This is a genomic window from Pseudomonas sp. WSY_20 (genome assembly GCF_043104335.1).
GTDB lineage: Bacteria > Pseudomonadota > Gammaproteobacteria > Pseudomonadales > Pseudomonadaceae > Aquipseudomonas > Aquipseudomonas parafulva_B.
In genome coordinates, this window is sequence record NZ_JBICKP010000082.1 from 84127 (window position 1) to 97859 (window position 13733).

General features: G+C 59.5%; 13 protein-coding genes. 9 read left to right on the top strand and 4 right to left on the bottom strand.

Annotated features, from left to right (window positions below):
- Positions 1-141 precede the first annotated feature (141 nt).
- The 3 genes from cysN to ACF8E5_RS19685 all read left to right on the top strand — a co-directional run bounded on the left by cysN (position 142) and on the right by ACF8E5_RS19685 (position 4198).
- A complete protein-coding gene (cysN, locus tag ACF8E5_RS19675) occupies positions 142-2043 on the top strand; it encodes a sulfate adenylyltransferase subunit CysN (RefSeq protein ID WP_027914462.1) in 1902 nt (633 codons plus the stop codon).
- A gap of 644 nt (positions 2044-2687) precedes the next feature.
- Positions 2688-3167 (top strand): hypothetical protein, encoded by a 480-nt coding sequence (locus tag ACF8E5_RS19680; RefSeq protein ID WP_392475697.1) that lies wholly within the window; start codon positions 2688-2690, stop codon positions 3165-3167.
- 174 nt (positions 3168-3341) lie between these two features.
- Positions 3342-4198 (top strand): IS5 family transposase gene (locus ACF8E5_RS19685; RefSeq protein ID WP_392475698.1). Its coding sequence is split into 2 segments (ribosomal slippage): positions 3342-3696 and positions 3696-4198, totalling 858 coding nucleotides; the frame shifts between segments, so codons are not numbered across the junction.
- Between the two features lie 463 nt (positions 4199-4661).
- On the opposite strand, the gene ACF8E5_RS19690 is transcribed toward ACF8E5_RS19685, so the two are convergent.
- Positions 4662-5141: an Lrp/AsnC family transcriptional regulator gene (locus tag ACF8E5_RS19690; RefSeq protein WP_058637171.1), complete on the bottom strand. Its 480-nt coding sequence runs from the start codon at positions 5139-5141 to the stop codon at positions 4662-4664.
- A 127-nt stretch (positions 5142-5268) separates the two neighbouring features.
- Between ACF8E5_RS19690 and ACF8E5_RS19695 the strand changes: the two genes are divergently transcribed.
- Complete coding sequence (locus tag ACF8E5_RS19695; RefSeq protein ID WP_196185162.1) at positions 5269-6465, top strand: methionine gamma-lyase; 1197 nt, start codon at positions 5269-5271, stop codon at positions 6463-6465.
- 90 nt (positions 6466-6555) lie between these two features.
- On the opposite strand, the gene ACF8E5_RS19700 is transcribed toward ACF8E5_RS19695, so the two are convergent.
- On the bottom strand, positions 6556-6993 hold the full coding sequence (locus ACF8E5_RS19700; protein ID WP_023534478.1) for a YhcB family protein: 438 nt from the start codon (positions 6991-6993) through the stop codon (positions 6556-6558).
- 135 nt (positions 6994-7128) lie between these two features.
- Here ACF8E5_RS19700 and ACF8E5_RS19705 point away from each other — a divergent pair, with 135 nt between their 5' ends.
- From ACF8E5_RS19705 to zapE, 3 genes are all read left to right on the top strand, one after another.
- The gene (locus tag ACF8E5_RS19705) at positions 7129-7764 is read left to right on the top strand and encodes an alpha/beta fold hydrolase (protein WP_326383629.1); all 636 of its coding nucleotides are present in this window, start codon (positions 7129-7131) and stop codon (positions 7762-7764) included.
- Positions 7765-7789: 25 nt separating this feature from the next.
- Complete coding sequence (locus ACF8E5_RS19710) at positions 7790-9139, top strand: tryptophan--tRNA ligase (protein ID WP_196121593.1); 1350 nt, start codon at positions 7790-7792, stop codon at positions 9137-9139.
- Positions 9140-9297: 158 nt separating this feature from the next.
- Positions 9298-10392, top strand: coding sequence for a cell division protein ZapE (gene zapE, locus ACF8E5_RS19715; RefSeq protein WP_058637167.1), 1095 nt, complete (start codon positions 9298-9300; stop codon positions 10390-10392).
- 69 nt (positions 10393-10461) lie between these two features.
- Here zapE and ACF8E5_RS19720 read toward each other — a convergent pair whose 3' ends face one another.
- Both ACF8E5_RS19720 and ACF8E5_RS19725 read right to left on the bottom strand, forming a co-directional pair.
- Positions 10462-11358, bottom strand: coding sequence for a GlxA family transcriptional regulator (locus ACF8E5_RS19720; protein ID WP_167338593.1), 897 nt, complete (start codon positions 11356-11358; stop codon positions 10462-10464).
- A gap of 237 nt (positions 11359-11595) precedes the next feature.
- Positions 11596-12636 carry an NADP(H)-dependent aldo-keto reductase gene (locus ACF8E5_RS19725; protein WP_392475699.1) on the bottom strand — a complete coding sequence of 347 codons (1041 nt, stop codon included), beginning with the start codon at positions 12634-12636 and terminating at the stop codon, positions 11596-11598.
- Between the two features lie 258 nt (positions 12637-12894).
- Between ACF8E5_RS19725 and rplM the strand changes: the two genes are divergently transcribed.
- Together rplM and rpsI are read left to right on the top strand one after the other, a co-directional pair.
- The gene (gene rplM / locus ACF8E5_RS19730; RefSeq protein ID WP_003260798.1) at positions 12895-13323 is read left to right on the top strand and encodes a 50S ribosomal protein L13; all 429 of its coding nucleotides are present in this window, start codon (positions 12895-12897) and stop codon (positions 13321-13323) included.
- Between the two features lie 14 nt (positions 13324-13337).
- Positions 13338-13730 (top strand): 30S ribosomal protein S9, encoded by a 393-nt coding sequence (gene rpsI, locus ACF8E5_RS19735; RefSeq protein WP_003251821.1) that lies wholly within the window; start codon positions 13338-13340, stop codon positions 13728-13730.
- Positions 13731-13733: the final 3 nt, after the last annotated feature.

Sequence of the window (13733 nt, forward strand, 5' to 3'; positions counted from 1 at the left end):
CAGCGTTCGAACCTTGTGGATTGCCGCCTGCATGGCCCGCGAGCGCTCCAGAATGCCAAGTGGGTTGATCAACCTAATTTCTAACTAGTTGTACGCCGACAAGCTTGCCGCTTGAAGCTGACAGCTTGGAGCTTGAATGAGATGAGTCACCAATCCGATTTGATCAGCGAAGACATCCTCGCTTATCTGGCTCAGCACGAGCGCAAAGAACTGCTGCGTTTCCTGACCTGCGGCAACGTGGATGACGGCAAGAGCACCTTGATCGGGCGCCTGCTGCATGACTCGAAAATGATCTACGAGGACCACCTCGAAGCCATCACCCGTGATTCGAAGAAGTCCGGCACCACAGGCGAGGAAGTGGACCTGGCGCTGCTGGTCGATGGCCTGCAGGCCGAGCGCGAGCAGGGCATCACCATCGACGTGGCCTACCGTTACTTCTCCACGGCCAAGCGCAAGTTCATCATTGCCGACACCCCGGGCCACGAGCAGTACACACGTAACATGGCGACCGGCGCATCCACCTGCGACCTGGCCATCATCCTGGTCGATGCCCGCTACGGTGTGCAGACCCAGACCCGCCGCCACAGCTACATCGCCTCGTTGCTGGGCATCAAGCACATCGTGGTCGCCGTCAACAAGATGGACCTCAAGGGCTTCGATGAAGGCGTCTTCGAGTCGATCAAGGCCGACTACCTGGCCTTCGCCGAAGCCATCAACCTGACGCCCAGCAGCCTGCACTTCGTGCCGATGTCCGCGCTCAAGGGTGACAACGTGGTCAACCACAGCGAGCAGTCGCCGTGGTACACCGGCCCGACATTGATGGAAATCCTGGAAACCGTGGAAGTGGCGGCCGACCGCAACTTCACTGACCTGCGTTTCCCGGTGCAGTACGTCAACCGCCCCAACCTGAACTTCCGTGGTTTTGCAGGCACCCTGGCCAGCGGCGTGGTGCACAAGGGCGATGAAGTCGTCGTGCTGCCGTCGGGCAAGAGCAGCCGGGTGAAGTCCATCGTCACCTACGAAGGCGAGCTGGAAAGCGCAGGCCCGGGTCAGGCCGTGACCCTGACCATGGAAGACGAAATCGACATCTCCCGTGGCGACCTGCTGGTGCATGCCGACAATGTGCCGCCTGTGACCGACCAGTTCGAAGCCATGCTGGTGTGGATGGCCGAAGAGCCGATGCTGCCGGGCAAGAAGTACGACATCAAGCGTGCGACCAGCTACGTGCCGGGTTCGATTGCCAGCATCACCCACAAGGTGGACGTCAATACCTTGGAAAAAGGCGCTGCCAGCGCCTTGCAACTGAACGAGATCGGTCGCGTCAAGGTGTCCCTGGACAGCGCCATTGCGCTGGACGGCTACGAGAGCAACCGCACCACTGGCGCGTTCATCGTCATCGATCGCCTGACCAACGGCACCGTGGGCGCCGGCATGATCATCGCCCAGCCTGTACTGCCCCATGGCAGTGCCGGGCAGCATGGCAAGTCGGCGCATGTCTCGACCGAAGAGCGTGCCCTGCGCTTTGGCCAGCAGCCGGCGACCGTACTGTTCAGCGGCCTGTCCGGCGCTGGCAAGAGCACTCTGGCCTACGCTGTGGAGCGCAAACTGTTCGACATGGGCCGTGCCGTTTATGTACTCGATGGGCAGAACCTGCGCCATGACCTGAACAAGGGCCTGCCACAGGATCGCGCTGGCCGTACCGAGAACTGGCGCCGCGCCGCCCATGTGGCGCGCCAGTTCAACGAAGCCGGCTTGCTGACCCTGGCCGCCTTCGTGGCCCCAGATGCCGAAGGCCGCGAACAGGCCAAGGCCCTGATCGGCAAGGACCGCCTGGTGACCGTCTACGTTCAGGCCTCGCCACTGGTGTGCCGCGAACGCGATCCGCAGGGCCTGTATGCCGCCGAAGGCGACAACATTCCAGGCGAAAGCTTCCCGTTCGATGTGCCACTGGACGCCGATCTGGTGATCGATACCCAGGCCACCAGCGTGGAAGAAGGGGTCAAGCTCGTGCTGGATGTGTTGAGGCAGCGTGGGGCGATCTAATCGCTGGCTTGCAAAAAAACCCGCTTCGGCGGGTTTTTTGTATACGCGTAATCCGTTGCTTTTGCGGGGTCCGTAAGAGCAACTGTCTTGCTGAGAATCTGAAAGGTTGCGCAACCAGGAGCTATAGCCGCGAACACTGGCAAAACTGGTGCCATTCACCGCCGCGTGCAAAGAGTCTTCCCTAGGCTCTGTGTGAAAAGTCTTGAGACGAAGGTCAGGCAAGGCGAAAACAGCCGAGGAAGCGGAGTTTACGGGTTGTAAATGAGCATTCCGAGGCTGTTTTCAACGCAGCATCACCGAGTATCAAGGCTTTTCACACAGAGCCTAAGCCTCAGAGCTGTATCCATACCCGGAAGGCTAGCGATTTTTAATTCTGAATCCTGCAAGCTCCTCTGACGCTCTCCACTCCAAGAGCCGCGCCATGCCTTGTTCGGAGCATCCTTCTCTTTCGTCGCCGGTGTCGGTTAAGGGTGTTCGCCGTGGCATATATCTTCTATTAGGGAGCAGGCGCTCATGATGTATTCAGACGGATCCTACAAGTTAAAACTTACTCCGTCAGGTAAGCTTCAATTGCTCATTGAAAATATGAGTGTGCTTTTAGGCACAAAAAGCGCCGTTATAAATTCCAGCAGTGGAGGGGCTGTATGGCTTTGCGTAGTGAATTAATGCCACCCAAACTTGATGAGAAACTAGTTTTGAAGCTTACTAGTCTTTCTGAGGAAATAGACTGCGGGGAACGCGACCTGACGGAACACATGGTTCTCGAGTTTAATCAGCTAGCTTCAACTTCCTTTGATTTCCTGGATTTTCAAGGCATCTACGGTGGCCAAGATCATGACACTTGGCTCCGTAAAGTCCTATACGAACCCTATATCAAACCGGTTCCCGACGTTACTACCGATGAGCTGGTTGAGATGATGCGAAGGGTCATGGAGTGTGATGGGGCTGAACATGAGGTTGATTTTTGGTTATTTATGTTGGAGGTGAATGTACCTAATGAGCGACTCGTGGATTTGATTTTTCGCCCCCATGTGTATTTCGCTGTCGCCGATTTTTCTCAGGAGTTATCACCTGAGCAAGCAATTTATTTGGCGCTGAATACAACAGCTGTTGCTGATGGCTAGATTCGGTGATGCAGTAGCAGCCTTGTTTGATGTGATCTATAACTCAGCTGGCACCTAGGTCACCTCAAAGTTGAGGCCCTAGGCTCTGTCTGAAATCCCAAGAAATTGAAATGTGGCCGCGGAACAGCCTGGGTTCGGTACAGTCGCCGACCATCAACGGAAAGGAATTCTGTGATGGCAAAGCGTTATGAGCTCTCTGATGAAGCGTGGGAGGTGGTCGCCGACCTCTTTACGGCAGTCCACGTCAGGGGCAGGCCCCGCAGCAGTGATCGCTTGATGCTCGATGGTGTTCTCTGGGTGCTCTGCTCAGGAGCAGCCTGGCGAGATATGCCCGAGCGTTTCGGGTCTTGGGCGACTGTCTATCACCGCTTCCGAGTCTGGCGAAACCGCGGAACGTTCGATCAGATGCTCAGACGATTGCACCTCAGACTCAATGACAAAGGCTTGATTGATCCCCACACCTGGATGATCGATTCGACCGCTGTTAGAGCAACCCGTGCTTCATCTGGAGCGCGGAAAAAAGGGGGGCTGACGAGCCTGCCGATCACGCTCTAGGCCGAAGTCGTGGCGGCCTGACAACCAAAATCCACATGCTCTGCGACGCCAGCGGGATACCGTTGCGCTTTCTCCTCTCTGGCGGTCAAGCCAGTGACATCAGCTACGCCCAACCACTGCTGGACGAGGTCAGCATTCCATCGAGCCGACGTGGCCGCCCGCGCAAGCGCTGTAAGTGGCTACTTGCCGACAAGGGCTACGACGCCGAAGCGCTACGCCGCTACTGCGACCAATATCGAATGCAGCCCGTCATCCCGTTGCGCTCGATGAAGCGCAAGCCCAAGCCTGGCTTACCCAGACTGTTCGACCGGCCCAAATACCGACAGCGCAACATCATCGAACGCATGTTTGGCTGGTTGAAAGAGAACCGCCGGATCGTCACGCGCTTCGACAAGCTCGCAAAAAGTTACGCCGCGATGGTTTCGCTGGCTTGTGTCCTGCGGTGTATGCGACGGCTTTTTTCAGACAGAGCCTAGGTAGTCAGGGCCTTGCTGCTTTTTACTAGCATTGAAATCTCCTTTTCCGTTCACCTGCCATCACACTTTAACAACTTTTAGAATCTCATATGCCCCAGTGTCGGTCACTGTGCTGAATAGCAAGTAATATCCGGAGGGATGCTGTCACACCTCTGGACGCCAGCGATGAGGATCATCGTCGTGAAGTGCTGCCGGCCTACAGCCTGTTCGACAACTTGGTCAAGCAGGCATTTGGTTAGGCTGGCGGGCGTCTAGAGCGGCTGCGGGCATTGTTTATCGCTCGGAACTTGTCCTAGGCTCTGTATGAAAAGTCTTGAGACGAAGGTCAGGCAAGGCGAAAACAGCCGAGGAACGGTCGGAGTCGCGTTCGACTTTACGGGTTGTAAATGAGCATTCCGACCGGGCTGCGATCCAGGCTATTTCCAACCCAGCATCACCGAGTATCAAGGCTTTTACACAGAGCCTAGATATGCTTCTCCGACACAGGTATCACTCGTTTTTCCTTCACCGCCTTGTAGGAAAAGCTCGAATAAATTTCCTTCACTCCCGGCAGACGCTGAAGCACCTCACGGGCAAATTCTCCGAAGGCCTCTAAGTCCTTGGCCACGATTTCCAGCAGAAAATCGTACCGCCCGGAAATGTTATGGCAGGCCACAATCTCGGGTATCTCCATCAGCCGCTGCTCGAACGCCAGCGCCATGGGCTTGGTGTGGGAGTCCATCATGATGCTGACGAAGGCAGTTACTCCGAACCCTAGCGACTTGGGTGAAAGTGTGGCCCGGTAGCCAGTGATATAACCGTTCTCTTCCAGCAGCTTGACCCTGCGCCAGCAGGGCGAAGTGGTCAGCGATACCAGGTCCGCAAGCTCGGCGACGGTGAGGCGGGCATTATTCTGCAAGGCCGCGAGCAGTGCGCGGTCGATGCGGTCCAAGGGTGCAGGCATGCTTTGCCCTCAAGTATTCACGGTTCTTGTTTTTGTTCCAAAGCAGCGCTGATGGGCTGGTCATTTTGGAAAAATTCTCGGGTTGCAGTGGCATAAGCTTAGATCAAACCAACAAGAGGCTGTTGCCATGCGCGACTCCCGTCACGACAACGGTTTTTCAACGCGTGCCATCCATCACGGCTACGACCCGCTCGCGCACGGCGGCGCACTGGTACCACCGATCTACCAAACCGCTACCTATGCCTTTCCCACCGTCGAATACGGCGCGGCGTGCTTTGCCGGTGAACAGGCCGGACATTTCTACAGCCGTATCTCCAACCCCACGCTGAGTTTGCTCGAAGCGCGCATGGCTTCGCTTGAAGGCGGGGAGGCGGGCCTTGCGCTGGCATCGGGGATGGGCGCCATCACGTCCACGCTCTGGACCTTGCTGCGCCCGGGCGATGAGTTGATCGTCGGGCAGACCGTGTATGGGTGCACCTTTGCCTTCATGCACCATGGCATCGGGGCGTTTGGCGTGACCATCCGCCACGTCGACCTCAACGATGCCGATGCGCTGCGCGCTGCGCTCAGTGACAAGACGCGCATGATCTACTTCGAGACCCCCGCCAACCCGACCATGCGGCTGGTCGACATCGCCGCTGTGGCAGAAGCGGTACGCGGCCGCGATGTGCTGGTGGTAGTCGACAACACCTACTGCACGCCTTACCTGCAACGGCCGCTGGAACTGGGCGCTGATCTGGTCGTGCATTCGGCCACCAAGTACCTCAGCGGCCATGGCGATATCACCGCCGGCCTGGTGGTGGGCCGCCAGGCACTGGTCGATCGCATTCGTCTGCAAGGGCTCAAGGACATGACCGGGGCGGTGTTGTCACCCCAGGACGCCATGCTGCTGATGCGTGGCATCAAGACCCTTGCCCTGCGCATGGACCGGCATTGCGCGAACGCCCAACAGGTTGCCGACTACCTGTCGCGTCAGCCGCAGGTGGAGTTGATTCACTACCCAGGCTTGCCGTCGTTTGCGCAGCACGACTTGGCCAAGCGGCAAATGCGCCTGCCCGGCGGCATGATCGCCTTCGAACTCAAGGGCGGCCTTGGCGCCGGACGCCGCTTCATGAATGCGCTGGGCCTGTTCGCGCGCGCTGTGAGCCTGGGTGATGCCGAGTCGTTGGCCCAGCACCCGGCAAGCATGACCCACTCAAGCTATACGCCCGAAGAGCGGGCGCAGCACGGTATCTCCGAGGGGCTTGTGCGTCTATCGGTAGGGCTTGAGGATGTCGAGGACTTGCTGGCAGACGTACGCCAGGCGTTGCGCGCTGGCGCATGAGATGGGGTCGAGCAATCGCTACTGCGGGGAGCGCCTGGATTGATGTTGATCGTGCATTGAAAAAGGCCTCTTCCGAGGCCTTTTTCAATGTCAGTGCTTCAGACCATAGCTCTCGTCGAGCATGCCCGGTGAGTTGGGCGTTTTCGGTGCATAGTCGCGCGGCACTTCGGCGGTGTCTCTGGGCGGCGTCAGGCGACTGTGCGGACCGTGGGAGCTTTCCGAGTGCAGCGCTGCCAGCAGGCGTTGACGCGTCACTTCGTCCAGGGCCAGGTTGTTGGCGCCGTCGGCCAGATGATCCTGGACATCCTGATAGCTCTGGTTGAGCTTTTTGACCAGTACGGCGGTGCTGTTGAAGTGCGTCACCACCTGGTTCTGGTAGCTGTCGAAACGCTGTTGGATGTCATCGAGCTGGCGCTGGCTGCTGCTGGGCGCAGCGTTGGGCAACAGGCGCGCCACGACGAAACCGACGACCACACCGATGACCAGGGCCAGGGTAGGCAACAACCAAACAAGGAGCGAGAGTTCCACGAGTCCTTCCTCTATAAACGGCTTTGCTTTACGTTAACGGCTCAGACCTGCGCTGTATACCGCGAGCGATCGCAAATCAGAACAGAATTCCTCACCTAGACGAATCGACCTCCCCCAAGGTCACGGAGTAGTGCCTTGCTTGTCCGCGAAACCCCTCTGTTCATCGACGGCCCCAGTGGCCCGCTCGAAGCCCTCTACCTGGACGTGGCAGACGCCCGTGGCGCCGTGCTGATCTGTCACCCCAACCCGGTCCAGGGCGGCACCATGCTCAACAAGGTGGTTTCGACATTGCAACGCACGGCCCGGGATACCGGGTATGTGACCCTGCGTTTCAACTACCGCGGCGTCGGGCAGAGTGCCGGCAGCCATGACATGGGACAAGGCGAGGTGGCTGATGCTCAAGCCGCTGCCGCCTGGCTGCGGGCGGCGCATCCCGGGCTGCCCTTGGTGCTGATGGGCTTTTCCTTCGGCGGCTTCGTGGCGACCGCCCTGGCTGGCCGCCTGGAAGTCGAAGGCGTTGCCTTGCAGCATCTGTTCATGATCGCCCCGGCCGTCATGCGCCTGACCGAGCAATTTCCCGTGCCGCAACGGTGCCCGGTGACCCTGGTGCAACCCGATGCCGACGAAGTCGTTTCACCGACGCTGGTTTACGAGTGGTCCGACAGCCTGTCGCGCCCCCATGAGCTGCTGAAAGTGGCAGAATGCGGACACTTCTTCCATGGCAAGCTGACCGACCTCAAGGATCTGCTGCTGCCACGCCTTTCGAACTGAGCCAAGCCTGAATAAGCGAACACCCATGACCACGCGTATCCTTACCGGTATCACGACCACCGGCACTCCGCACCTGGGCAACTACGCCGGTGCCATCCGCCCGGCCATCCGAGCCAGCCAGCAGCCTGGCGTGGACTCGTTCTACTTCCTGGCCGACTACCACGCCCTGATCAAGTGCGACGACCCGCTGCGCATCCAGCGCTCGCGCCTGGAAATCGCCGCCACCTGGCTAGCCGGTGGCCTGGATCCGGACAAGGTGACCTTCTACCGCCAGTCCGACATTCCGGAAATCCCCGAGCTGACCTGGCTGCTGACCTGCGTTGCGGCCAAGGGCTTGCTCAACCGGGCCCATGCCTACAAGGCATCGGTGGACAAGAACGTCGAAAACGGCGAAGACCCGGACGCCGGCGTCACCATGGGCCTGTTCAGCTACCCGGTGCTGATGGCGGCGGACATCCTGATGTTCAACGCCAACAAGGTGCCGGTTGGCCGTGACCAGATCCAGCACGTGGAAATGGCCCGCGATATCGGCCAGCGCTTCAACCACCTGTTCGGCCAGGGCAATGAGTTCTTCGCACTGCCGGAAGCGGTCATCGAGGAAAGCGTGGCTACCTTGCCCGGCCTGGATGGGCGCAAGATGTCCAAGAGCTATGACAACACCATCCCGTTGTTCACCAGCGCCAAGGACATGAAGGATGCCATTTCGCGCATCGTGACGGACTCGCGCGCGCCGGGTGAAGCCAAGAACCCGGACGACGCGCACCTGTTCACGCTGTTCCAGGCCTTCTCCACGCCTGCACAGTGCGCCGAGTTCCGAGCCGAGCTGGAGCAGGGCCTGGGTTGGGGCGAAGCCAAGCAGCGCCTGTTCCAGCTGCTCGATGGCCAGTTGGCGGAAAAGCGCGAGTATTACCATCAGCTGATCGCGCGGCCTGCGGATCTGGAGGACATCCTCCTGGCAGGCGCGGCCAAGGCGCGCACCATCGCCACGCCGTTCCTGGAACAGTTGCGCGAGGCCGTTGGCCTGCGCTCGTTCCGCAGCAGCGTGCAGACCACGGCGAACGTCAAGAAGAAGGTCGCCAAGAGCGCGCGCTTCGTCAGCTTCCGGGACGAAGACGGCAGCTTCCGCTTCCGCTTGTTGGCTGCCGATGGCGAGCAACTGCTGTTGTCCCGCAGCTTTGCCGATGGCAAGAGCGCCGGTGCCGCAAGCAAGCTGTTGCAGCAAGGCGATGGGGTCGATATCCGCGCCGAGGGGCTGGGCTTTGGTGTGTGGCTCAAGGGTGAGCCGGTTGCCGACGGTGCCTCGTTCGACAGCGAACAAGCCCGTGATGCAGCCATCGAGCGTCTTCGTGCAGCGCTTGAGCCGCAACAGGACTGATCGACGGACGGAATGTGCCCGCCCTCTGGCCTGATGATCAGGGCACTATCATCGGGCTCTGGTTACCGGTATGGGGCATATTGACGCAAGTCGCATTGCCATTAGGCGGGCCGCTCGCTACAGTGACGGCCCGTTTTTTGTTGCCTCGCTAACGAATCATGACTCCCCTAGAACGCTATCAAGCAGATCTGAAACGTCCCGATTTCTTTCATGACGCGGCGCAGGAAACTGCGGTGCGTCACCTGCAGCGCCTGTACGACGACCTGGTGCAGGCCCAGAACAACAAGCCGGGTGTATTCGGCAAGTTGTTCGGCAAGAAGGAGCAGACCCCGGTCAAGGGCCTGTACTTCTGGGGCGGGGTAGGGCGAGGCAAGACTTACCTGGTCGACACCTTCTTCGAAGCGCTGCCGTTCAAGCAGAAGATGCGCACGCACTTCCACCGCTTCATGAAGCGTGTCCACGAAGAGATGAAAACCCTCAAGGGCGAGAAGAACCCCCTGACCATCATTGCCAAGCGCTTCAGCGATGAGGCCAAGGTGATCTGCTTCGACGAATTCTTCGTCTCGGACATCACCGACGCCATGATCCTGGGCACCCTGATGGAGGAGCTGTTCAAGAACGGTGTTTCCCTGGTGGCCACTTCCAACATCGTGCCGGACGGCCTCTACAAGGATGGCCTGCAACGTGCACGCTTCCTGCCGGCCATCGCGATGATCAAGCAGTACACCGATGTGGTGAACGTCGACAGCGGTGTCGATTATCGCCTGCGCCACCTTGAGCAGGCCGAACTGTTCCATCACCCGCTCGACGAGGCGGCGCAGCAGAGCATGCGTGCCAGCTTCAAGGCGCTGACGCCCGAGTGCACCGCAGCGGTCGAGAACGACGTGCTGATGATCGAGAACCGTCCCATTCAGGCGCTGCGCACTTGCGACGATGTGGCCTGGTTCGACTTCCGCGCCTTGTGCGATGGGCCGCGAAGCCAGAACGACTACATCGAACTGGGCAAGATCTTCCATGCGGTCCTGCTGAGCAACGTCGAGCAGATGGGGGTGGCAAGCGATGACATCGCGCGTCGCTTCATCAACATGGTCGACGAGTTCTATGACCGTAACGTCAAGCTGATCATCTCGGCCGAGGTGGAACTCAAGGACCTGTATACCGGTGGGCGCCTGAGCTTCGAGTTTCAGCGCACGCTGAGCCGACTGCTGGAAATGCAGTCTCACGAATTCCTGTCCCGCGCGCACAAGCCTTGAGACCCTGGGGCTGCCTGGCAGTCCACCGCCTGATTGCCGGCGGTGGGCTGTCAGGCAGCCCGATTGCGCTCAGGCTTCTTGCATAAACTGCTGGCGATACTGGTTCGGCGACAGGTCGGTGTGCTGGCGAAACAGCCGGGCAAAGAAGCTGGCATCGTCATAGCCCACCTCGTAACTGATGGTCTTGATGCTCTTGCGCGTGCTCGACAACAGTCCCTTGGCCGTCTCGATGCGCAAGCGTTGCAGGTAATGCAACGGCTTGTCCCCGGTCGCGCCCTGGAAGCGGCGCATGAAGTTGCGAATGCTCATGCCGTGGTTACGGGCCACGTCCTCGAAGCGGAACTTGTCGGCGAAGTGCTCTTCGAGCCAGTGCTGGATCTGCAAGATGATCAGGTCCTGGTGCAGCTTCTGGCCGCCAAAGCCCATGCGTCCCGGCGTGTAGTTGCGCTGCACTTCGTACAGAATGTCGCGCGAGACGGCCCGCGCCACATTGGCCCCGCAAAAGCGCTCGATCAGGTAGATGTACAGGTCGCAGGCCGATGTAGTGCCGCCGGCGCAGTACAGGTTGTCGGCGTCGGTAAGGTGTTTGTCCTGGGTCAGGCGTACTTGCGGGAAGCGCTCGGCAAAACTGTCGAAGAAACGCCAGTACGTGGTCGCTTCCTTGCCGTCGAGCAGACCCGACTCGGCCAGCCAGAACACGCCACTGGCCTCTGCACACAGCACGGCGCCCCGGGCATGCTGTGCTTGCAGCCAGGGCAGCACCTGCGGATAACGTTGCAACAGGTTGTCAAAATCGTCCCAGAACGCCGGAAGAATAATCACGTCGGCATCATCCAGGCCGCCGTCCACCGGCAGCTGCACGTTGCTGAAGCTCTCGACCGGCAACCCGTCAGGGCTGACCAGGTGGATCTCGAACATGGGCTGCAAGCCCAGGCCTAACTGTTTGCCGTAGCGCAAGCTGGCCAGGTGAAAGAAGTCCTTGGCCTGCATCAAGGTCGAAGCGAATACCTTGTCAATGGCCAGGATGCTGACGCGCCGCAACGACGCGGAGGGTTGGGTAAACATCATTGTCATTGTTCTTATAGGATGGAGTGGTCAATCACTGGCTGGATCGTCTTATTTTTTACGGGTCGTGTCTAGCCTGGTAGATCGCGCCGCCCGCTGCACGGGTAAGCCGTGAAGCAAGCGGCGTTGGGTGCGTGCTCAGGGCGCGGGATTGGGCTGGTCCTGATGAACGGCCTCGATGGCTGCCAGCAGCTCGTCATCGAGGGTGAGTTCGAGGCTGGCCAGGTTGCTGTCCAGTTGCTCGAGGCTGGTAGCGCCGATGATGTTGCTGGTCACGAATGGCTGACGGGTAACGAAGGCCAGGGCCATCTGCGCCGGATCGACACCGTGGTCCCGGGCCAGCTGTACATAACGTTCGCAAGCGGCCACCGTCTGTGGGTTGGAATAGCGGGCAAAGCGGCTGAACAGGGTCAGCCGCGCCTTCTCCGGGCGGGCGCCGCCTTCGTATTTGCCCGAGAGCATGCCAAAGGCCAAGGGCGAGTAAGCCAGCAGGCCGCACTGCTCCCGGATGGCGATTTCGGCAAGCCCCACCTCGAAGGTGCGATTGAGCAGGTTGTAGGGGTTCTGGATAGAGACGGCCCGAGGCCAGCCACGGCTTTCGGCCAGCTGCAGGAATTTCATGGTGCCCCAGGGGGTTTCGTTGGACAGCCCGATGTGGCGGATCTTGCCCGCGCGCACCTGCTCGTCGAGCACCTCCAGGGTTTCTTCCAGTGGCGTGAAATGGTCCTGGGCCAGGTGCTGGTAGCCCAGCTTGCCGAAGAAGTTGGTGCTGCGTTCAGGCCAGTGCAGCTGGTAGAGGTCGATGCGATCGGTCTGCAGGCGCCGCAGGCTCTCTTCCAGTGCCGCGACGATGTGTTGCCGGTTGTGCCTGAGTTGACCGTCGCGGATATGGCTGATGCCATTGCCGGGGCCGGCCACCTTGCTGGCCAGTACCCAGTCGTCCCGATCGCCCTGGCGGGCGAACCAGTTACCGATGATGCGCTCGGTAGCGGCATAGGTTTCCGGCCGCGGGGGTACCGGATACATCTCGGCGGTATCGATGAAGTTGATGCCCGCGGCCTTGGCCCGGGCAATCTGTTCGAATGCCTGGGTCTGATCGTTCTGCTCGCCCCAGGTCATGGTGCCCAGACACAGCGCGCTGACTTGGAGGTCGGTGCGACCCAGCTGACGGTAGTCCATCGGTTGCTTGCTCCTTGGCTATGGTCATTCATCAAAGCAGGTTGATATTTTTCCCGCAATCTGGATAATTCAGCCCCTCTCCGCGTGGCGGAAGTGATGCACCATCACGCAGGAAGAACCCCGTCGAACATTGGCGTGCCTGACCCGAGCCCCCAAAAGCGTCAGCGTTCGGCTGCGCGCTTGCCCTTGGCAAGCTGTGCACTATCCAGTAAGATTCGCCGTCTATTTTTCGCTGGGCGGCCTCTGAGGCTTTAGAGAATGAAAACTTTTACTGCTAAACCGGAAACAGTAAAGCGCGAGTGGTTCGTAGTCGACGCCGCTGGCCAGACCCTGGGTCGTCTGGCTACCGAAATCGCTAGCCGTCTGCGTGGCAAACACAAGCCAGAATACACCCCTCACGTTGATACCGGCGACTACATCGTCGTCATCAACGCCGAGCAGGTTCGTGTGACGGGTGCCAAGTCTTCCGACAAAATGTACTACTCCCACTCCGGTTTCCCAGGTGGTATCAAGGAAATCAACTTCGAGAAGTTGATCGCCAAGGCCCCTGAGCGTGTTATCGAAACTGCGGTCAAAGGCATGCTGCCGAAGAACCCGCTGGGTCGCGACATGTACCGTAAGCTGAAAGTGTACGCGGGTGCTGCTCACCCACACACTGCTCAGCAGCCTCAAGAACTGAAGATCTAACGGGATAGTTCATTATGTCGGCGACTCAAAATTACGGCACTGGCCGTCGCAAGACCGCAACCGCTCGCGTATTCCTGCGTCCGGGTACTGGTAACATCTCCATCAACAACCGTTCTCTGGACGTGTTCTTCGGTCGCGAAACCGCTCGCATGGTTGTTCGCCAGCCACTCGAGCTGACCGAAAGCGTTGAGAAATTCGACATCTACGTCACCGTTTCCGGTGGTGGTGTCAGCGGTCAGGCCGGTGCGATCCGTCACGGTATCACCCGCGCCCTGATGGAATACGACGAAACCCTGCGTGGCGCTCTGCGTCGTGCTGGCTACGTCACCCGCGACGCTCGTGAAGTCGAGCGTAAGAAAGTGGGTCTGCGTAAAGCGCGTAAGCGTCCTCAGTACTCTAAGCGTTAATAC